14 protein-coding genes and 1 pseudogene are annotated in these 19,958 nt (G+C 69.2%); 9 read left to right on the forward strand and 6 right to left on the reverse strand.

What is annotated here, in order from left to right; all coding sequences use genetic code 11:
- Window positions 1–381: 381 nt before the first annotated feature.
- Window positions 382–624, forward strand: coding sequence for a GNAT family N-acetyltransferase (locus GAS53_RS47145; RefSeq protein WP_151483951.1), 243 nt, complete (start codon window positions 382–384; stop codon window positions 622–624).
- 124 nt (window positions 625–748) lie between these two features.
- Here GAS53_RS47145 and GAS53_RS47150 read toward each other — a convergent pair whose 3' ends face one another.
- From GAS53_RS47150 to GAS53_RS47165, 3 genes are all read right to left on the reverse strand, one after another.
- Window positions 749–1,330, reverse strand: a complete 582-nt coding sequence (locus GAS53_RS47150; RefSeq protein WP_151483952.1) for a hypothetical protein — start codon at window positions 1,328–1,330, stop codon at window positions 749–751.
- Window positions 1,331–1,958: 628 nt separating this feature from the next.
- Window positions 1,959–2,564, reverse strand: a complete 606-nt coding sequence (locus tag GAS53_RS47155; RefSeq protein ID WP_151483953.1) for a M14 family metallopeptidase — start codon at window positions 2,562–2,564, stop codon at window positions 1,959–1,961.
- 557 nt (window positions 2,565–3,121) lie between these two features.
- Complete coding sequence (locus GAS53_RS47165) at window positions 3,122–4,183, reverse strand: PucR family transcriptional regulator (RefSeq protein WP_151483954.1); 1,062 nt, start codon at window positions 4,181–4,183, stop codon at window positions 3,122–3,124.
- Between the two features lie 299 nt (window positions 4,184–4,482).
- Here GAS53_RS47165 and GAS53_RS47170 point away from each other — a divergent pair, with 299 nt between their 5' ends.
- On the forward strand, window positions 4,483–5,040 hold the full coding sequence (locus GAS53_RS47170) for a hypothetical protein (protein WP_225859553.1): 558 nt from the start codon (window positions 4,483–4,485) through the stop codon (window positions 5,038–5,040).
- Window positions 5,041–5,078: 38 nt separating this feature from the next.
- Here GAS53_RS47170 and GAS53_RS47175 read toward each other — a convergent pair whose 3' ends face one another.
- Window positions 5,079–5,555, reverse strand: coding sequence for a CBS domain-containing protein (locus tag GAS53_RS47175; RefSeq protein WP_151483955.1), 477 nt, complete (start codon window positions 5,553–5,555; stop codon window positions 5,079–5,081).
- Window positions 5,556–5,839: 284 nt separating this feature from the next.
- Here GAS53_RS47175 and GAS53_RS47180 point away from each other — a divergent pair, with 284 nt between their 5' ends.
- Complete coding sequence (locus GAS53_RS47180) at window positions 5,840–6,421, forward strand: Rv1733c family protein (RefSeq protein WP_151483956.1); 582 nt, start codon at window positions 5,840–5,842, stop codon at window positions 6,419–6,421.
- A 232-nt stretch (window positions 6,422–6,653) separates the two neighbouring features.
- Here GAS53_RS47180 and GAS53_RS47190 read toward each other — a convergent pair whose 3' ends face one another.
- Window positions 6,654–8,174, reverse strand: coding sequence for a DUF1996 domain-containing protein (locus tag GAS53_RS47190; protein WP_151483958.1), 1,521 nt, complete (start codon window positions 8,172–8,174; stop codon window positions 6,654–6,656).
- 1,426 nt (window positions 8,175–9,600) lie between these two features.
- Between GAS53_RS47190 and GAS53_RS47200 the strand changes: the two genes are divergently transcribed.
- From GAS53_RS47200 to GAS53_RS55730, 4 genes are all read left to right on the forward strand, one after another.
- Complete coding sequence (locus tag GAS53_RS47200) at window positions 9,601–10,125, forward strand: hypothetical protein (protein ID WP_225859554.1); 525 nt, start codon at window positions 9,601–9,603, stop codon at window positions 10,123–10,125.
- Window positions 10,126–10,217: 92 nt separating this feature from the next.
- On the forward strand, window positions 10,218–12,263 hold the full coding sequence (locus GAS53_RS47205; protein WP_192583601.1) for an SPFH domain-containing protein: 2,046 nt from the start codon (window positions 10,218–10,220) through the stop codon (window positions 12,261–12,263).
- 83 nt (window positions 12,264–12,346) lie between these two features.
- On the forward strand, window positions 12,347–17,233 hold the full coding sequence (locus GAS53_RS47210; RefSeq protein WP_151483959.1) for a DNA repair ATPase: 4,887 nt from the start codon (window positions 12,347–12,349) through the stop codon (window positions 17,231–17,233).
- Between the two features lie 85 nt (window positions 17,234–17,318).
- Window positions 17,319–17,459 (forward strand): hypothetical protein, encoded by a 141-nt coding sequence (locus GAS53_RS55730; protein ID WP_192583602.1) that lies wholly within the window; start codon window positions 17,319–17,321, stop codon window positions 17,457–17,459.
- A 53-nt stretch (window positions 17,460–17,512) separates the two neighbouring features.
- Here the strand turns inward: GAS53_RS55730 and GAS53_RS47215 are convergent.
- Window positions 17,513–19,378, reverse strand: a pseudogene (locus GAS53_RS47215) (APC family permease).
- A gap of 310 nt (window positions 19,379–19,688) precedes the next feature.
- Here GAS53_RS47215 and GAS53_RS47220 point away from each other — a divergent pair.
- Window positions 19,689–19,871 (forward strand): hypothetical protein, encoded by a 183-nt coding sequence (locus GAS53_RS47220; protein ID WP_151483960.1) that lies wholly within the window; start codon window positions 19,689–19,691, stop codon window positions 19,869–19,871.
- Window positions 19,868–19,957 carry a K(+)-transporting ATPase subunit F gene (gene kdpF / locus GAS53_RS47225; RefSeq protein ID WP_151483961.1) on the forward strand — a complete coding sequence of 30 codons (90 nt, stop codon included), beginning with the start codon at window positions 19,868–19,870 and terminating at the stop codon, window positions 19,955–19,957. The genes GAS53_RS47220 and kdpF overlap by 4 nt, the downstream gene beginning before the upstream one ends.
- The last annotated feature ends 1 nt before the right edge of the window (window position 19,958 follow it).

Here is a 19,958-nt window from a genome sequence, read left to right on the forward strand (position 1 = left end):
CTGGCAGTTCACCAAGTACGGCCTCGTCGTCACCGCCATCACGGTGGCCATCTCCGCCGGATACGTATGGCTGCGCTACTTCGCCCTCGCCTGACAAACGGCTGCTGTCAGGACTGCACTTGTGGAGATCCGCTGCCCGGGAAGCGAACGCCGACAATGATCCTTCCTCGCCAGCCGCCGGGCTGTGGTGGCGAGAGCCGGCGCGGCCTCGGTTCTTGCCGTCGGTGGCTGGCCAGGCAGCCGGCTTCGCCGCTGTCGCGTGGGCCGTGCTCGCGGGGGCACTCGCCGCCTACATCGTTGCCCCGCCTACCGGCCCGGAGGCGGAACCAACGGCAGGCCGGAACGGTGGACGTCGTTGAGAAAGGCTGAAGGCAGCTCGCGATGACCTGGTCCTGGAACGTCGGCGCCCAGAACTGTCCGTCGGTACGGCTGAACAGCGTTGCCTCGTCCGTCGTCCCGGGCACACCGGCCGAGATCGTCCTACTCGACCGATGCGACTCCGTCATCGGGCGGTTGCGTTTCCGCGCTTGCCAGAAGTGCCGCACAGGACGGATCCTGAACATCTGGATCCGCGACACGTGGCAACGCCAGGGTCTGGGCCGTGAGCTCCTCCAGTCCCGTTGATGGCCTCGCTGAATCAACGCGCCGTTCAGTCCTCACCAGGCCCACATCGACGGCGCTGCCGACTCCAATGCCCCGACCGCTCTCGTGTTCGTCAGTCGGCAGGGCACCGTTCCGGGTCACAGCATCAGCCGATGTTGAAATCGAGATTGGTCACGTACCAGGCGTCGGCGATCTTGGTGGACTCCACCTTGACGTCCAGCTGCCCTGACTCCAACCCGGTGGAGTGAGACAGGATGATCTTGTCGAGAGTCTGTCCGTCGACGGTGACCTTGTCGGCGGGGACCATCGCCTTGTCGCCGGTGACCGGAACGGTGGCGACTTCCACCTTCGGGTTGTTCGTGGGCGGCTCGGGCATGAACGACGTACGGAACTTCCCGATGTTGTCCTGCATTTGCCGCACCTCAGGCGCATTGCTGTTACACCTCGCCGGTGTACCGGCTCGCGCGGGCGACGAATCGGTGGCGGGTTCCCCCATCAGCAGGCACGCCTGCTTCGGCTGACCCTTGATGACCGCGGTGACCCACGCGGCAACCGCCCCCTCGGCTGTGGACTGGCGGACAACCGAAGGCTGCGCCGCCGCCGAACCATCCTGCTGCTTCCTCTTCTTCGCCTTCTCCGAGTCGGCTGTGGTCGAGCTGCTTGCGGCCGACTCCTTGTCCGCGGCGGAGCCCGTATCGTTCGAACACCCCGTGACACCCGCGACCATCGCCGCCAGCGCGCCCCCGGCGATCCAGCCGACGGTCCTCTTCCTGTGGCTCACTAACACCGTTCCGGCAGTCCTTCCCAAAGACACCCATATGCCTCGATGGCCCCAGAGACATCTCTCGTCGCAGTACCGCATCGACCATGGAGACGGAATGGGCGGCCAAACGGTTCGCCGTATGGAGCGTTGATATGCACACCGGGCGAGCACCGCGCCCGCAGGGTGCTGTGCTCAGGAACCTGCCCGGTTTCGATCGTCCAGGCGGCCGATTCCTGCTCCTCCGCCTACGTGGTGGACTGATCGGGCATGGCGGCGCGCGTCTCGGATACCGCGGGTGGCGGCCGACTCGATCTGGTGTGCCTCCGTGCTGGTGCCGAACCGTTGGCGTTCTCTCCGGACGAGAACCCATGTCGCCCAGGCCGCAACCGCGGCCACAGCGCCTCCGATGACCACCACGAGCACCATCGCATCCCCGTTCGCCGTGGGCTCGTGCCGGCGTGAGCCAGGAACCCCTCCGCCCGCACCCTTCGGCGGGATACGGATACGCACTCAATCCTGCGGACTCGGCCCGCCCGGATCACTGATCGTCACCGGCACAGTCGTGCCCCGGATGGCTTCTACGTCTCGGCAATCACGTACGCGCCCGCGCCGACGGCCAGTCGATTCCGGCCGCGGTCAGGATGCGCCCGTACTTCGTGAGGCGGCGCCGGGCGAGGAACAGGCCAAGTGCCCACAGCGCGGCGAAGAACAGCCAGATGGCCGCGCAGACCAGCAGGGCGGTCAGGGTGAAGCCGGTCTGGGAGAGCGGGATGAGCATGGCCAGCGGAAGGATCACGAGCGCGACCAGGCCGCGCCGCCGGTGGGTGCGGCTGTAGTCGACCATGGTGCGGGCGTGCAACAGGTCGACGTCGCGCCGGGCTCCTGGCAGCGGGTGCAGGCGGCTTCCGCCGGGGCGCATGCCGGGCAGCGGGCCTCCTTGGAGGGCGGTGGGGTGCTGTTCGGCGGTGCGGGTGGCTCGCTCGGCCGCGTCCGGTGCGCGGCGGAAGGCGAAGTACGGGTTCGGGCTGCCCTTCGGTGAGATCTCGGACAGGCCGTCGTACGGGTAGCCGTACTGCTCGGCGACGTAGGCGAAGGCCGCGAACTTCCGCCAGGACCGCTGCAGATTGCGGGCGTCGTGCCGCTGCGCACCCTGCGAGCCGTCCCGCAGCAGAGCCTTCAGCTGGGGCTGCAGGAACATCGCGTCTCCTGGTTCCGGTTCTGCGGACACTGTCAGCATGCCGTAGCGGTGTGTTCACGACGATGGCGGAACCGCTCACCTCACGGATAGCTTCCTGTCACCTGGATGATCCGGCTCCCCACGGAGGGCAGACGAGCGGCAGACGTTCGACTTCGCGCTCGGCACGGGCGTGCAGGGCAGGGCAGGCAGGCAGGACATGCTGCTGGCGGCCAAACTGCCGTCCGGTCCTGGGGTCATGTCCGCGTCCCTGCGGCTGCTCCCCCTGCCCGCGAGCTTCGCGACCGAGACCGGTCGCCGGTACGGGGGAAGCAGTGCGCCCGACGCTTCCCATGGCCCTGCTCCAGCTGATCGTTCCGGCGCCGCGCGACTACTGCGCGTACGTGACGATCTCCACGCCGTCTGTGCTTCTGCTGGACTCCTACTGTCGCCCGCGAACTTCAGGAAGGACACTCCGGCTCCCCCAACCTCCGTGCCACATGCATCATCCGGTGGCTCAAGAACGGTGACGTCAGGCGCGGGTGCGCGGTTTCGACGGCCGCCTCCCGTCGGTCGGCCCGTCACACCTCGTTGTCCGGCCAGCCCAGGAGCCGGGCGCCGATGACCGCGGTCTGCAAGGTGTAGCGGTGCACGGGGTCTGCCGGGTTGGCGCCCGTGAGCTTGTGGACACGTTCCAGGCGGTACGTCAGAGCGCGCACGCTCAGATTGAGGCGGCGGGCCGTTTCGGCCGAGATACAGCCGGTGTCGAAGTACGCGGTCAGTGTGTCGATGAATGTTCCCGCGCCGCCTCGCGCCGAACGCAGGGGGCCGAGGGTGTCGAGTACGAGGTCGGCCATGGCCTGCCGATCGCGGGTGAGGACCGGATAGACGAGGAGGTCCGCGGCGCGCAGCACAGGCTCCTCGAGATTCAGTCGGGGGGCCAGGTCGAGGGCGTTGAGCGCCTCTTCGTAGGAGTGGACGACACCTCCGGCGCCCGGGTGAGGGCGTCCGATGGCGACCTGACCGCCGTCGGTGACCGCGTGGGCCTGCTTGGCGAAGAACGTCAGCACTTCTTCCTGATCGCTGGGCGCGATGCAGATGAGCCGCCCGTCCTTGGTGGTGAGCAGGATGCGGCGTTCACCGAACCGGCTGACGAGTGCGCTCTCCACCTGCCGGGTGGCCGGATGGGCGTCGTCGACCGGTTCGTCGCTCTGGGCAACGGCGACCGCGTGGGCCCGGGCGAGAATCAGGCCGAACCGTTCGGCGCGCTCGGCCAGGCGCCCCAGGTCACTGCGGCCGTAGAGCAGGTCGTCGATGAACTCCCGGCGAGCGGCCTCTTCTTGGCGTACGGCGAGCTGCTGTGCCCGCTCGTGCCCTTCGGCGAAGGCGTCCACTGCCTGCTCAACCGCGGGGAGCAGGCGGTCGGCTTCGGCCGGCGTGGGGTTCGGCCAGGCTTCGCGGGTTGCGGACAGATGCCGGCGTACGAGGGCCCTCAGCCCGTAACCCGCCTCCGCGGCCCGCTCGCCCCGAACGCGCAGTGATTCCAGCTCGTCCCGGGTGAGGCGGCGACCGGTGGCACAGACCTCGGCCAGGATCTGGGTATACCCCGCCAGATACTCGTCGGGGATCTCCGGCCGTGTCACGCGCTCTCCTCTGTCCTTGACGCACTGATGGCGTCTTCCTAACGCACGGTAGACAAGAGTGGCAGACCTGGACAGGTGAGCGTGTCCGGCTTGGCCTGCCCGTCGATATCCATGTCCAGGAGCGCACCATCTGGTTCGGTTCGTCCCACGCTCCCCGGGGCCGGCGCCCCGCCGGCAATGCGGTCCGCTTCCTGGCGGCCCACTGCGTGGCTTCGGCAATGCAAGTCCCTGAATTCTTTCCGGGGACCGGCAGGTCACGACTAGAGACACAGGCCGATGCCGTACCTAGTGTGTCGCGCATGGAACGACGCAGTAAAAGACGCATCTCGGCGGGCGGCTCTCACCCTGCGGATGCCGCCGGAGCGATCCATGATCGTTACTGGGCGCGGGAAGTGCGCGGCGCGGTGGCGTGGGGGGTTCTGCTCTTCGGGATGCTGGCACTGCTCGACTTGGCGCAGGGGCGACTCAGCGCCGAGCGCGCGGGATGGTGGGCTGGGCTCGCCGTGCTGCTCTTCATCATCCTGACGCCACCGCGGGTGAGCGCGGAGAACAGCGGACTCGACTCGCGCGGGTTCCTGCACCACCAGCGGGTGCGCACCGATTGCCTGGTGGCCGTGCGGGTGTCCGAGGGGGTCGCGCAGCGGTTGGTTCTCAAAGACACGTCTGGTGGACGGCTGGTGCTGGACCCGCGTGTCCTGGTCGCCAATCCGCTGCTGTGGCACCAACTGGATCAAGGCGCCCGCCGGTCCCTTGAGCAGGGGACACTGCTGTGCGGCGGGCCGCTGCTGGAGCGATTGGGGCAGCGGATCGAGGGCGAGGTCTACCGCGGGATCCTTCGGACCTCCGGCATGGAGTAGCCCGTACTCACCGACGGCCCCAGGTCATGGTCATGCGGTCACGTGGGAGTGACCTTTCCTGCGGCGCCCAGGAGTTCGTGGAGCAGGTGCGAGGCGGTGATCACACCCAGCAGGTGGGTACCGTCCTTGGCCCTCTCCGCCACCGCCACCAGCGGGCTGCGCACCTGTGCCATCAGCGCGGCCACCTCGAGCGCGGTGTCGTCGGGGTCGGCGATCGGCGGCGGGGCCGCCTTGCTGGAGAGGCAGTCGCCGACGCGGCGCCCGGCCAGCGCCTGGCAGAGCCGGTCGGCGTGCTTCTCGTCGACGACCGCGGCGAGCGTGGGGTCCTCGATCACGTAGGCGGGTACCAGCACCTTGATCATTTGGGAGGCGGGCAGGATCGCCTTCGGCTCACCCTGCTCGTCGAGCACCAGCAGTCCGGGCAGCTTGTGTTCGGCCATGAGCCGGGCTGCTTCCAGGGCGTCACTGTCGACGCTCACCGTTTCGTATCCGACCGCCAGGTCACGTGCGCGCACGACCGGCTCCTCATCTGCTGGAAACGTTCCTGTACACAGCGTCGTACGCGATCGGGACGCGAGCCAGGTCATTGACACAAAACATACGCGGGGATCTCCCACTCGGCGCGGATCGTGTCACTCCGATCACCAACCGTGATCGGCATGTGCCTCTCCTCGACTATGGGTCCCGGACGCGGACCGGCTCCCGAGGTCTTACATGCCGAGATCGATTGGGGTCGTTCCGCCCCATCTCGTAGCACAGTGGAGTTGTGCTGTCGGTGCTCACGAGGGGGTGTTGGCCGATGGCTGCGTCTCGGCGTGCGAAGGTGCGATTGTGGCGATGGCGGCGCAACCCGCTCAGGCGGCGCAGCGACGTCGTCGAGGCCTGGCTCGTGCTCGCCGGGTGGGTGCTCGCCCTGGTCGGCGGGTTGTTCGCAGCCTTGTTGGTGGCGGATGTGGTCGAGCGGGCCGCCGACGGCCGGCGGGCGGACAGTCGTGCGGTCTCGGCGGTACTCGCCGAAGACGCTGATGACAAAGTGCCCGCCCGCGCAGTGAGTGACCACCGGGTATGGGCCAAGGTGCGCTGGACGGCGCCGGACGGCTCGACGCGTACGGACGAGGCCCGGGTGCCGCCCAAGACCCCGGCCGGAGCCCGGGTCACGGTGTGGCTCGACAAGAGCGGGAAACTTGCGACCGCTCCACTCACCGACGGAGAAGTGCGGATCCACGCGGCCTTTGGAGGAATGCTGGCCGCGATGTGCGCGGGCGGCGCGGTGTTGGGCGCCGCCGGGGTGACGCGCGCGTGCCTGGTTCGGCGGCGTATGGAGCAGTGGGCCGTGGAGTGGGAGCGGATCGACACGAGGTGGGGGCGGAAGACCGGCTGATCCCGGGCGCCACGCAGGGACTTCGCAGAACGGCTCGTGGGCGCCTCGCGCGATGCCGTCTGCAAGGGCCTGCTCCCGGCCGGGATGCGGTTGCCCTCCGCCCGCACTCTCACCGACGAACTCCCCTTGTCCCGGACCGTGGCCGCGCAGGCCTACGCACGCCGGGTTGCAGAGGGCTTGGGCGTTCGCCGGTAGTCACCGAGGATGCGGACAGCGGCTCAGAGCAGTGTCATCACTGGCACTGGCGGCCGGTGTTGATGCACTGGACCATCTCGTTCATCACCTGCTCGTCGAAGACGTTGACGAAGTCACCGTGGTCCGTGATCGGCTTGTGCATCTGCTCCGGGAAGCCGTCGACCGCGTAGAACGGGCTGGACTGGCCGTTGTCGTTCAGGCTGGGCGCGTCCACGTCGTAGACCAGACGCTGTACGAGCTGCGGAATGGCCTTGAAGCCACTCGGACAGGCGCCCGTCTTCGGATCGGCGAACGCGACGTGGGCGCGGTGGTTGGCGCTGTCGGTGTTCTGGCCGTCCCAGCAGCTCTGGAACTTGGACGTCCGGACCACGCTGCTGCCCTCGGGACAGACCGGGTACTTGTCCGTCAGCTGGCGGTCCTCGAAGCCGGTGCAGCTCCACGCCGCGTTGGCGTTCGCGGTGCCGTTGGTGAACGCCTTGGCGTCACCGGTGATGATCCGCAGGAACTTGGGCATGGCCACGACCTTGCCGCTCGCGTTGCCCACGTAGTCCAGGGTCACCTCGGATGCGGTGAGGATCTTGCCGGCATTGCCCTCGGCGCCGCCGCCCTGCTGCTGGGCGTCGAATTCCTCGGTGCCGTCCTGCAGCCGGAGGACCGGCCAGTAGTAGGAGGACTTGTCGCCCTGGTTCTGGCATGTCGTCTCGCCGCCGGCGAAGTCGTCGTTGTCGGCGAACGCGTCGTTCGCCTGGTTGCCGACGTAGTCATGCGTGTGATGAGCACCGTTGTCCACACCGGGCGCGACGATGACGTTGTCGGTGTTGTACAGCTTGTTCTCGTTCACACCGCACTGGGTGGTGAAGGTCCCCCGGGAGGCCCGCTGCGACGCGCGGGGTGCTGTCGCGTTGGGTTGGACCGTGGTGATGTCGACGAAGTCGGCAGCGACGGGCCCGTTACCTGCCTGTCCGCCACCGGCGGGCTGTCCCTGACCGTTGCCCTGTTCTTCTCCCTGACCGTTCTCCTGGCCCTGCTCTTGGCCGTTCTGATTGTTGCCGGCGTCGCTCTGGTTGCCGGAAGCCTGCAGCGAACAGGCGGCCAGTGACTCGAGGCCCTGCGGCCTGTCCCCCACCCTGCCGATGGCAATGGCGATCCGGTCGATCGTCGCGGCCCGCTTGTCCTTGAGGGGACCCATGATCGCGTTGTTCGCGAAGCCGCTGTCCTGCTGTATGGCCCGGGTCGAACTCTGCAGCCGCTGATAGGCCTCGGAGATCTGGCTGTCCAGCAAAGCGAGTTCCCTGTCGACCTCCGCCCTGGCCTGGTCCGGCACCTGCTGCAGCCGACTGCCGACGTCGGGGCAGTCAATGGTCGACGCTTCCGAGGTCGCAGGCTGGCCGGTCCCGCCTTGAGACGACCGTTTGACGGTGTTGCCGCCCGGTGTCTCGTGGGCGGAGGCGTACACATTCACGATCACCAGCCCGCCGGTCCCGAGCGTGAGAGCCGCAGCGGCGGCAATGACCTTGCCAGCCGTGGTCTTCGATCGTTTGCGCGTGTTGCGCCGCATGGATTTCCTCCGAACTCTTGCGGGTGAAACGCCACTTCACGAGGCGAGTCGCGTCAGAAAGAAGCGATGTCCTGCCGGTCGGCCCCAGTTGAGGGGTTCGTTGTCGACGAAGGGTCAGTTGGCCGTCGTGCGCGGCGTTCTGACGAGCCGTCACGCACGGGGCGCTGTCCGTGTTCGCAGCGATGCCAAGGGAGCCCGGCGTCCGGGCCTCCGTGACTCCGGGTGCTCGGCCGGCATCGGAACGGACCATCGGGCCTGCTCGGTCTGTTCACTCGCGGTTCCTCTGGCTCTCGACGCTTCCGTCGAGGCCTTGTTCGGGAACCAGAGTTGTCCATGGGACTGCCGTGACGGAGGAATTGGGTCGCCGCGTCAGGTTCTCGTAAGAACTCGCCGCGCCGGGCCATGACTTCGGGAGGACTGGCCAACGGCACCCGTGATGCGGGACGCACGGCATGACGGCGTGCGGCTGCGACAGTGTGCGCCGGCACTGCGACACTCGCACCAGGGGATCGAAGCGGCGGCATGGTCAGGGCACCGGCCAGATGCGTGTCCGCCCGGCGCCCGGTGATCCTGGCGCGGGGACGAGGCCAAGGACCGCATGCTCGCACCTTTCCAGCACTACGGGGACGCCTCGCGCGGCGCCGGAGTCGGAGTCGGGTTCGGGTTCGGACTCCGGTTCGGACTCGGACACCAGGATGACGGTCGGTGGCGTACTCGGACCGGCGATCGGGCTCCTGGCAGCCGCCGCCCCTGGCCTCTGAGAGTGCGGTGGTGGCCGGTGTCGGAGCGCCCTCGGGCGCTGTGATGTCGTCCGCGCTCGCCGCCTCTCCTCACCGTCCCCGGTTAGTGAACGCATGCTCACACGCGGCCGCCAGCCATGAATTTTGCCTTGTTCTGGCAACCTTTACGCGACTTTGATGCCGTGCCCCGCACAGTCCGGCTCTGGCAGCAGGCACCGCACCGCCCCCGGACGAAGGCGGGAAAGCGTAGGCCACGCGCGGCTTCGGGTGGATGAAACGGCAGCGTGGCGCCGACTCGCCGCCGCAAGTTCGATTGCCCGGCCCGGGCATGGAACGTAACGGGAGGCATCGCCGAGGTGCTGCTGGTCGACGACGACATCGAGTCCAACGTCGTGGCGGACCAACGCATCAGCAGCACCGGGCGCGAAGCAGCCAGGTCCTGTCACGCGTTCCCCCCGTTTTCTTGACGGGCAGGTGACGGACTCTTAACGGCAACCGGCATAGGGACCTTGACGAACACTGCCGGGATCCGGCAATGCGAGGGCGGATCTGCCGCGGGCAAGATGTCCCCGGGGGAGCCACAGGTTGCCCCGGTGTCGATACCGGCAGGGACGCCGGTATCGACACCGGGGCCCGGACTTCTCCATCGGCCGGATGCGATGACGGATTGAACCGGGGGGGTGGACATGCGGGCGTTTCTCGAAGCGGCTACCGGCTTTCCCACCCTCCTGTTCACAGCCGCCCTCGTCGTGGTCGTCGGATTCTGGGTCCTCGTCGCCTTCGGCGCGGCCGGCTCCGACAGCTTCGACGCGGATGCGGACCTTCGTACCTGGGGCATGGGCGGCGTACCGGTGGCGGTCGCGTTCTCGCTGCTGACGGTCCTCGCCTGGATCCTCGGTCTGGGTACGGCGATCCTGCTGGACGCCTTCGTGCCCTTGGGGATCCTCGGCGGGTTGCTGCGTCTCATGGTGCCGATCGGGGTGCTGCTCGCCGCCTGGCGGCTGACTCGCCTGTTCGTGCGGCCGCTGCACCGCCTCTTCCCCGATGAACCCGGGCCGTCCCGGCACACCGAGGCCCGCATCGGCGACGGCACCACTTCGTCGTGTGCCACCGGCCGGGTCCAGAAACCCTTCCGGCGCGCACCGTACGTCTCCGCACTCGACTCGCGAGACTGCGCCGCCGCGCTCCATACGCGGGATCGCGCTGCCTGAGCCGCGCCGCCACCCGGTTCCGCCGCGGCGCCCGCCTTCCTCAGCCCTTCCCTTTCGTGATTCAACTCCCTTACGCCTCAAGGACGTATGCCATGAATGCCATGACTTTGGGCGTCGGCGTGCTCGTCGCCGTTGTCCTGCTTGCCACGCTCGCCCTGCTGTTCGTCTTCTCCCGGCTGTTCCGCAAGGTGGAGCAGGGCAAGGCGCTGATCGTCTCGAAGATGCGGAAGGTCGATGTGACCTTCACCGGGCAGGTCGTCCTGCCGGTGCTGCACAAGGCCGAGGTGATGGACATCTCGGTGAAGACCATCGACATCACCCGCACCGGCCGGGACGGGCTGATCTGCCGGGACAACATCCGCGCCGACATCCGGATCTCGTTCTTCGTACGGGTCAACAAGACCGTCGAGGACGTCATCAGGGTCGCCCAGGCGATCGGCACGGCCCGGGCCAGTGACAAGGACACGCTGCAGGAGCTGTTCAACGCGAAGTTCTCCGAGGCGCTGAAGACCGTCGGCAAGCAGATGGACTTCACCGACCTCTACACCAAGCGCGAGGAACTGCGGTACCGGATCATCGAGATCATCGGCATCGACCTCAACGGCTACCACCTGGAGGACGCGGCGATCGACTACCTGGAGCAGACGCCGCTCTCCCAGCTCGACCCGGCCAACGTCCTGGACGCGCAGGGCATCCGCAAGATCACCGAGCTGACGGCCATCGAGCACGTACGCACCAACGAGTTCCAGCGCACCGAGGAGAAGGAGATCACCCGGCAGAACGTCGACGCCCGGGAGGCCATCCTCGAACTGGAGCGCCGCCAGGCCGACGCGGAGATCAAGCAGCGGCGGGAGATCGACACCGTACGGGCCCGTGAGGAGGCCGAAACCGCGCGGGTGGTGGAGGAGGAGCGGCTGCGGTCGCAGGGCGCGTTCCTGAAGACCGAGGAGCAGCTCGGCATCCAGCGCGAGAACCAGGCCCGTGAGGTCGCCGTCGCGCAGAAGAACCGCGAGCGGGTCATCGCCATCGAGAACGAGCGCATCGAGAAGGACCGCCTCCTTGAGGTCATCGCCCGGGAGCGGGAGACGGAGCTGACGCGGATCTCCGCCGAGAAGGAGGTCGAGGCGGAGAAGCGGGAGATCGCCGAGGTCATCCGGGAGCGCGTCGCGGTGGACCGTACGGTCGCCGAGCAGGAGGAGTCCATCAAGAAGCTGCGCGCCGTGGAGGAGGCCGAGCGCGGCCGGCAGACGGTGATCATCGCCGCCGAGGCCGAGGCGCAGGAGAAGCTGGTCAAGGACATCAAGGCGGCGGAGGCCGCCGAGCAGGCCGCCACACACCGTGCCGCCGAGCAACTCACGCTGGCGGAAGCGGGGTTGAAGGCAGCCGACCTGGACGCGCGGGCCAAGCTGCGGCTCGCTGAGGGCATCCAGGCCGAGGCGGCGGCCGAAGGGCTCGCGGCCGTCCAGGTCCGGGACAAGGAGGCCGAGGTCATCGAGAAGGCCGGCCTCGCCGAGGCGGAGGCCACCCAGGCACGCCTCAAGGCGGAGGCCGAGGGCGCCCGGGCGAAGGCGCACGCGGAGGCCGAGGCGATCGGCGGCCGGCTGAAGGCCGAGGCGGCCGGGCTGACCGAGAAGGCCGCCGCGATGGCCGCCCTCGACGACGCGTCCCGCGGCCACGAGGAGTACCGGCTGCGCCTGGAGGCCGAGAAGGACATCCGGCTGGCCGGCCTGGACGTGCAGCGGCAGGTCGCCGAGGCCCAGGCCACGGTGCTGGCGACCGGCCTGGAGAACGCCGACATCAACATCGTCGGCGGGGAGTCCGTCTTCTTCGACCGCCTCGTCTCCTCGATCGCGCTCGGCAAGAGCGTCGACGGCTTCGTCCAGCACTCCGAGACCGCGCAGGCCCTCGCCGGGCCGTGGCTGAACGGCACGTCGAGCTTCACCGACGACCTGAGCCGCGTCCTCGGCTCGGTCTCGACGTCCGATGTGCAGAACCTGACCGTCTCCGCGCTGCTGATGAAGCTGATGCAGACGGGCGGCGCCAACGCCGGACGACTGGAGCAACTCATGGACCGGGCGGGCGAACTGGGCCTCGCCGACCTGCCGCTCGCCGAGCTCAACGGCGGCGTCAAGGCCTGATCACCCGCCCCACGGGTCCGGAGCTGCCGCACAGGGGACGGCAGCTCCGGACCGCGTTTTCTCCGACTTCCTGAGAGGGACCCATGACCACCGGCCTGGACACCGGCACATACGGGGTGCTGCGCGACCGCCTCACCGCGCAGGCCGCCGAGCTCACCCGCCGCGCCGAGGCGCTCAACGCCCGCCGTGCCGAGGAGTTCGGCTCGACGCGGCTGGAACTCGCCCGCACCGAGCAACTGCGCACCGAGCACACGAGCGTGCCGCGCGACATCGTCGCCGTCGGCGACGTGTTGTTCTTCGGCCACAACGCGCTCTCCGCCCTTGAGCAGGAGACTGCCGTGGGCGACGTCTTGGCCCTGTATGACCGCGACCTGAACCGGCTGCCGGACGACGCCGTGCCCGGCCTGCTCGACGACCCGGGCTTCGTCCGGGAGTTCGCCGCCCTCTACCGCTACTACCGTCAGACCCGGCTTCTTCAACTCCGCCGCGTGGACGGCAAGTTGCTGGCCGTCTTCCAGACCGGCGTGAAGGCCGAGGACATCCGTGTCCTGCGCTGGGCACTGTCCGACGACGGCCGGGCGTCCTTCCTCGACGGGCGCGGCGAACGCGATCACGTCTTCCCGCCGTCCCACGACTTCGAGTGGACCGCGGCGACCCGGGAGGACCACGTCCTCGGCCGTCACCCGCACGTCTCCGTTCTGGGCGAGCTCTTCGTCGAGACCGTCGGCGGCACCCTCACCGTAAAGGTCGAGGACGACACCGAGACCGGAGAGGGGATTTATGCCGAGCCGGTCGACGAGCCGCTGCAGTCCCTCGCCGACGCCGACATCGCCCACGCACGCGTGGGTGCCCTGGTCCTGTTGCGGATCCGCCCCTACAAGGAGGATGCGCATCGGTACCTGGTGTTCAACACGCTCACCAAGGCCGTCGTACGTCTCGACGGCATCGGGCAGGCCTGTCGCCGCCTGCCCGAGGACCAGGGCATCGTCTTCCCGGGCGGCTACTGCCTGGCCACCGGCGCGTACAAGACCTTCGACGCGACCGACACGGCCGACCTGGAGTTCGAGCGCATGGTCCGCTCGCCCAACGGCGAGGACGTGCTGTTCGCGTTCCACGCGCGCGTGGAGGGCCGGGGCCTGCTGTTGCCCTACAACATGATCCGCAAGGAGGTCGCCACCCCGCTGTCCTGCCACGGCTGGGCCCTCTTCGACGACGGCTCGCTCGTCGTGCTTCGCGGGGACCCTGCGGGAAGCAACGCCGAGCCGCAGCGCGTGCACCCCCTCCAACTGTGGAACTCCCCGTACGTCTCCGACACCCACGCCGCCGCCCAGCCGGTCGGCACCGGCCCGCTCGCCCGCGTCGGCAACGCCGACCTCGTCCGCGGTATCTCCGACTGCCTGTCCATCACGCTCGCGGTCGCTGAGACCAAGCCGACGAGCGAGATGTACGAGGCACTGGCCGCTGCCTGCGTCCGGGCAGCGGACTCCCACCACTGGCTGGGCGAAGGCGAACTCGGGGACTTGCTGGGTCCATTGGAGCAGCTCCGGAACACCGCCGAGCAGGTGCTGTCCGAGTTCGAGACGGTCCAGGCTCTCACCCGCCAGGCCGCCGACGCCCTCGCCGAAGCCGCCGCGCGGGTCGCCGGAGTCGTACGACGCCTGCGCGGCGAGGCACCGCGCAGCGCCGCCGCCTGGGTCACCGGCCTGACCGAACTCCGCCACGCCCAGGGCCACCTGCTCACCCTCAAGGACCTGCGGTACGCGGACACCGCCCGCATCGACGAACTCGCCGCCGACGTCGAGGCCGATCTCGCCTCCTTCGGACAGCGGGCCGTCGCCCACCTCGCCCGCGAGGACGCCTTCGCCGGCCACCAGGCCGACATCGAGCGGCTCGTCGCCGACGCCGAGGCGATCGCCACCGTCGCCGAGGCGGCGCCCGTCGCCGACCGTCTCGACGAACTGGCCGACGGGCTGAACACGGTGACCGAGGTCGTCGGCGGCCTCGACATCGGCGATGCCACGGTCCGCACCAATGTCCTGGAGCGGATCGCCGAGGTCCTCGGTGGTGTCAACCGCGCCCGCGCCACCCTCGACGGCCGCCGCGGCGCGCTCCTCGACCGCGAGGGCCGCGCCGAGTTCGCCGCCGAGTTCGCCCTGCTCGGCCAGGCGGTCACCGGCGCGCTCGCGGTCGCCGACAGCCCGGACGCCTGCGACGAGCAACTCGCCCGCATGCTGGTGCAGCTGGAGAACCTGGAGTCGCGGTTCGCCGAATTCGACGACTTCCTCGGCGAGCTCGCGGACAAGCGCGACGAGATCCACGAGGCGTTCTCGGCCCGCAAGCAGACTCTGGCCGACGCCCGCGCCCGCCGGGCCGAGCGTCTGGCCGACTCGGCGACCCGCGTCCTGCAGACCATTACACGCCGGGCCGCCACGCTCGCCGACGCGGACGCCGTCGCTGCGTACTTCGCCTCCGACCCGATGCCCGCCAAGGTCCGCCGCATCGCCGCAGAACTGCGCGAACTCGGCGACCAGGTAAGGGCGGAGGAGCTGGACGGCCGCCTCAAGTCCGCCCGCCAGGAGGCCCTGCGCGCCCTGCGCGACCGCACCGACCTGTACACCGACGACGGCCGCACCATCCGCCTGGGCGCCCACCGTTTCGCCGTCAACACCCAGCCCCTGGACCTCACCCTGGTCCCTCAGGGCGACACCCTCGCCTTCGCCCTGACCGGCACGGACTACCGCGCGCCGATCACGGACCCCGACTTCGCCGTCACCCGGCCGTACTGGGACCGCCCGCTGCCGTCGGAGTCTCCGCAGGTCTACCGCGCCGAGCACCTCGCCGCCCGGCTGCTCGACGAACACGGCCCGGCGATGCTCGCGGAAGCCGAGCTGCCCGCGCTCGTCCGGCGCGCGGCCGAGGAGGCATACGACGAGGGGTACGAGCGGGGCGTCCACGACCACGACGCGAGGCTGATCCTCGACGCACTGCTGCGTCTGCACGAAGGCGCCGGACTGCTCCGCCACGAACCCGCAGCCCGCGCGGCCGCCCAGCTGTTCTGGGCGCACGGTACGACGGCCGAGGCGCGCGCGAGCTGGACCCGGCGCGCGGTGTCACTGGCCCGGGCCCGGGACACGTTCGGCCTGGCGCCGGCCATCGCCGACCTGCAACGGGAGCTGGCGGAAGCGATCGGCGCAGCCGACGCAGCCGCGTACCTCTTCGAGGAGCTGACGACCGGCCCCGACGGCTTCGTCATCAGCACCGGGGCCTGCACACTGCTCGACAAGTTCCGCCGAACCGTGGGTACTTCAGCCTACGACGACGACCTCACCGCACTCCCCGACCTGGCCGCCCGCAAGCAACTGGTCGAGGCCTGGCTGACGTCGTACACCACCTCCACCGGCACGGACATCACCGCCGGCGACCTGGCCGAGGGGGTGACCGCCGAGCTCTGCCCGGACCTGCCCCGCTACGAGTCCGGCGCACCGCTGACCGAGGCCGTCGAGGGCATGCTCGGCACCCACCCGCGCATCAGCAGCCGCACCCTCACCGTCCGCATCGACGAACTCCTCGCCCGAACGCGGGAGTTCCGCATCCACGAAGTCCCCGCTCACCGCGCCTACCAGCGGCGCCGCACGGCGTTGGTGACCGCCGAGCGCACCCGGATCCGCCTGGACGAGTACCGGCCGCGCGTGATGTCGGCGTTCGTCCGCAGCAGGCTCATCGACGAGGTGTATCTCCCTCTGGTCGGTGACAGCCTCGCCAAGCAACTCGGTACGACCGGCGACTCCAAGCGCACCGACACCGGCGGCCTGCTCCTGCTCGTCTCCCCGCCGGGCTACGGCAAGACGACGCTCATGGAGTACGTCGCCGACCGCCTCGGCCTGGTCCTGGTAAAGGTCAACGGGCCGGCGCTGGGCCACGCCGTCACATCCCTCGACCCGGCACAGGCTCCGAACGCGACCGCCCGCCAGGAGGTCGAGAAGATCAACTTCGCGTTGGAGGCGGGCAACAACACCCTCCTGTACCTCGACGACATCCAGCACACCTCGCCCGAGCTGCTGCAGAAGTTCATTCCGCTGTGCGATGCCACGCGCCGCATCGAGGGCGTGCGGGACGGCGAGCCGCGCGCGTACGACCTGCGGGGCAAGCGGTTCGCCGTGTGTATGGCGGGCAACCCCTACACCGAGTCGGGCAGCCGCTTCCGCGTGCCCGACATGCTCGCCAACCGTGCCGACGTATGGAACCTCGGCGACGTCCTGACCGGCAAGGAGGACGCCTTCGCCCTGAGCTTCGTCGAGAACGCGCTGACGGCCAACCCGATCCTCGCCCCGCTCGCCGACCGTGACCGCACCGACCTGGAACTGCTGATCCGCCTGGCCGGGAGCGACCCGACGGCCCGCGCCGACCGACTGACCCACCCGTACGCACCGGCCGAGCTGGAGCGGATCCTGGCTGTACTGCGCCACCTGCTGACGGTCCGCGAAACGGTCCTCGCGGTGAACGCCGCGTACATCGCGTCCGCCGCCCAGTCCGACACCACCCGCACCGAACCGCCCTTCCAACTCCAGGGCTCCTACCGCAACATGAACAAGATCGCCCAGCGCATCCAGCCAGTCATGAACGACACCGAACTGGCCGCGCTACTCGACGACCACTACACAGCCGAGGCCCAAACTCTCACCACCGGCGCCGAGGCCAACCTGCTGAAGCTGGCCGAGCTGCGCGGCACGCTCACTGCCGAACAGGCGGCACGCTGGGCTGAGTTGAAGGCGGCCTACGTGCGCACTCAAGCGCTCGGCGGCCCGGAGGGCGATCAGCTCACCAGAGCCGTCGCCGCCCTCGGCCTGCTCGCCGACCGGATCGCGGCCGTGGAGTCGGCGATCAACCGCGCCACCGACCCGCGCCACCTCATCGCGAACCCGTCGGCCCGCCACGCGGCCCGCCCGGCGCCGGGCAACGGGGAGCAGTGAGGAGCCGCGCACCTGTCCGGAACCGCTGCCTCGCAAGGTGCCCGGCGCGGTCACCGCCTTCCGACGGGCACGTGCGGGTACGGGCATGCTGCTGGTGCCGCGCACGCTGCCCTTCGCCATCGGTGGCCTGACCGCATCGCGCCCAGCGGGGACGGCGCTGGGGCTGGTGGCCGGTCCTCTCGGCTTGCTGCTGTTCGGCGAGCTGCACGAGAAACAGACCGGCTGACCAGCCACGCCGCCGACTGGGGCGTACCTTGCGCCGGACGCCGCCGATACCGGTCACGGTCGCCGCCGGGAGCCCAAATGCCTCTCCGACTGTATTGCCTGAGTCGGAGGCTCGCCGCGGCGGACGGAGCCGGGAGCCCGGGCCGCCGGGCGGTCGGCGCGGGCCGAGGACGTCAGCTGCCAGGGGACGCTGGTGACCATCACGCCGGGAGTGAAGAGCAGACGGCTCTTGAGCCAGAGGGCGGACTGGTTGTGGAGGAGGTTCTCCCACCAGTGGCCGGCCACGTACTCGGGGATGAAGACGGCCACGATGTCGCGCGGGCTGTCGCGGCGGATGGAGCGGACGTAGTCGACGACCGGCCGGGTGACCTCGCGGTAGGGGGAGTCGAGGATTTTCAGGGGGACCTCGATCCCGTACTCCTCCCAGCGATCGCGCAGCCGGGCCGCCTCGTCGCGGTCGACCGAGACAGTCAACGCCTCCAGTTGATGGGGGCGGAAGGCGCGGGCGTAGGAGAGGGCGCGCAGGGTCGGCTTGTGGATGGTGGAGACGAGGACGATGGCGAAGGCCCGGCTGGGCGGGGCGAGTTCGCTTCTCGGGTCGGTGACGGCGAGTTCGGCGGCGGTGACGCCGTAGTGGCGGCGGATGCCGCGCATCATCAGCCACAGCACGCTCACGGCGAGGACGGCGAGCCTGGCGCCCTGGGTGAACTTGGTGGCCAGCACGATCAGCAGGACCAGGCCGGTGACGACGGCGCCGGTGCCGTTGATGACCCGGGTGATCCTGTGGTGACGGCGCAGCGCGGGGTCGATCTCGGCAAGCAGTTCGCGGTTCCAGTGCCGGACCATGCCCGTCTGGGAGAGCGTGAAGGAGGTGAACACGCCCAGGATGTAGAGGTGGATGAGGTTGGTGACGTTGGCCTGTAGAAACCGATGCTGTGCTCGCCGCCGAAGACCGCGGCCGCGACCTGGGCGATGACGGTGCGCTGGGTGTGGCTGTCGCAACCGCCGTCGAGACCGGTCAGGCGGCATGAGTCTTCGGTGACGTGGACCTTCGCCATCAGCGCCAGGGTGGGTGACCCCGACGAACATGGTGATGGAGATGGCACCCATGACGGCCATCGTGGTCGCCGCGTTCTTCGGCTTGGGCTTGCGGACAGCGGGCACCCCATTGGAAATCGCCTCGACGCCGGTCAGCGCGGTGCAGCCCTGGGAGAAGGCGCGCAGCACGAGCATCACCAAGACCGGCCCGGTCAGATGCGCTTCGTGCGGCTCGGCCGTGATGCCGTACTGGGCGGACTCGGCGGACTCGGCGGACTCGGCGACCGGCGCGTCCCCGACCAGGTAGCGGAACAGTCCGGTTGTGATCATGGACGCATCCGACGAACAAGTAGGTCGGCGCAGCGAACGCCCGTCCCGACTCGCGCACGCCCCGCAGGTTCATGGCGGTCAGCAGGGCGACGAAACCGAGCGCCATCAGGACGCGATGGTCGGCGAGTTCGGGGACAGCCGAGATGATGTTGTCGACGCCGGAGGCGACCGAGACGGCCACCGTCATGACGTAGTCGACGAGCAGCGAGGCGGCGACCACCAGACCGGCTGAGGGGCCCGGGTTGGTGGAGACGACCTCGTACGAGCCGCCGCCGCTGGGATACGCGCTCACCACCTGCCGGTACGAGAGCACCACGACCGTCAGCAGTGTGACGACGGCGGCCGCGATCCACGGCGTGAAGTGCAGGTATGTCAGCCACCGAGGGTGAGGACCAGGAGGATCTCCTGGGCTGCGTACGCCACCGAGGACAGCGGGTCGGAGGCGAAGATCGGCAGGGCGAGCCGCTTGGGCAGCAGCGTCACGTGCAGCTCCTCGCTGCGCTTCGCCCTGCCGATCACCAGGCGCTTGAGCAGACCGGTCACGTTGAGCACGTGCGCGAGGGTAAGCCGCGAAGGGGGTCACGGAGGGAGGGCTGGCCTGCCGGTCAGGCGTCAAGGGACCGTTATGATTTCGCGAGATGCGTACATATGGCGCAAAACAAAGAGAGTGGGTATGGCCTTCGCGGCCGTCGATACGGCGTCCCACAGCACCGCCCGTGAACCCACCAGAGCGCCTTTGCCCACTTCTTGACGCCCCACTGTCGGGCTGGCGATCCCACCTTTAACGGCTCATCCCCACGCGCTCGGATGAGTGCGGCGTAGGACGGCGTATGGGGTGTGTCAAAGGTGGACGTGCCGCCGTATGGAAGCCGTTAAGGGCGGCCGTATCCGGCCGGGAAGCGGGTTTTCTGTAGCGGTCCGATCCTCTTACGGATTTCCGAACCTCATTCAGGAGCTTGCGATGGCCGACGTGGCCTTCGTCGTCACCACGATCGCGGTGTTCGCGCTTGTGGCTCTCGTCGCCAAGGGGGTGGCGAAGCTGTGACCGCCGAGAACATCGTCGGCCTGATCGTGGCCGTCGCCCTGCTGGGCTATCTCGTCTTCGCCCTGATCTTCCCGGAGAGGTTCTGAG

Origin of the sequence: Streptomyces albicerus (assembly GCF_008905045.1) — a bacterium.
GTDB lineage: Bacteria > Actinomycetota > Actinomycetes > Streptomycetales > Streptomycetaceae > Streptomyces > Streptomyces albicerus.

Excerpts from the sequence above, each read along its gene's own strand:
- GAS53_RS47150 (WP_151483952.1), bottom strand. The coding sequence starts at position 1,330 with ATGGTCGCGGGTGTCACGGGGTGTTCGAACGATACGGGCTCCGCCGCG.
- GAS53_RS47200 (WP_225859554.1), top strand. The coding sequence starts at position 9,601 with ATGCGGGCGTTTCTCGAAGCGGCTACCGGCTTTCCCACCCTCCTGTTC.
- GAS53_RS47180 (WP_151483956.1), top strand. The coding sequence starts at position 5,840 with ATGGCTGCGTCTCGGCGTGCGAAGGTGCGATTGTGGCGATGGCGGCGC.
- GAS53_RS47155 (WP_151483953.1), bottom strand. The coding sequence starts at position 2,564 with ATGTTCCTGCAGCCCCAGCTGAAGGCTCTGCTGCGGGACGGCTCGCAG.
- GAS53_RS47170 (WP_225859553.1), top strand. The coding sequence starts at position 4,483 with ATGGAACGACGCAGTAAAAGACGCATCTCGGCGGGCGGCTCTCACCCT.
- GAS53_RS55730 (WP_192583602.1), top strand. The coding sequence starts at position 17,319 with ATGCTGCTGGTGCCGCGCACGCTGCCCTTCGCCATCGGTGGCCTGACC.
- GAS53_RS47205 (WP_192583601.1), top strand. The coding sequence starts at position 10,218 with ATGAATGCCATGACTTTGGGCGTCGGCGTGCTCGTCGCCGTTGTCCTG.
- GAS53_RS47190 (WP_151483958.1), bottom strand. The coding sequence starts at position 8,174 with ATGCGGCGCAACACGCGCAAACGATCGAAGACCACGGCTGGCAAGGTC.
- GAS53_RS47220 (WP_151483960.1), top strand. The coding sequence starts at position 19,689 with ATGGAAGCCGTTAAGGGCGGCCGTATCCGGCCGGGAAGCGGGTTTTCT.
- GAS53_RS47210 (WP_151483959.1), top strand. The coding sequence starts at position 12,347 with ATGACCACCGGCCTGGACACCGGCACATACGGGGTGCTGCGCGACCGC.
- GAS53_RS47145 (WP_151483951.1), top strand. The coding sequence starts at position 382 with ATGACCTGGTCCTGGAACGTCGGCGCCCAGAACTGTCCGTCGGTACGG.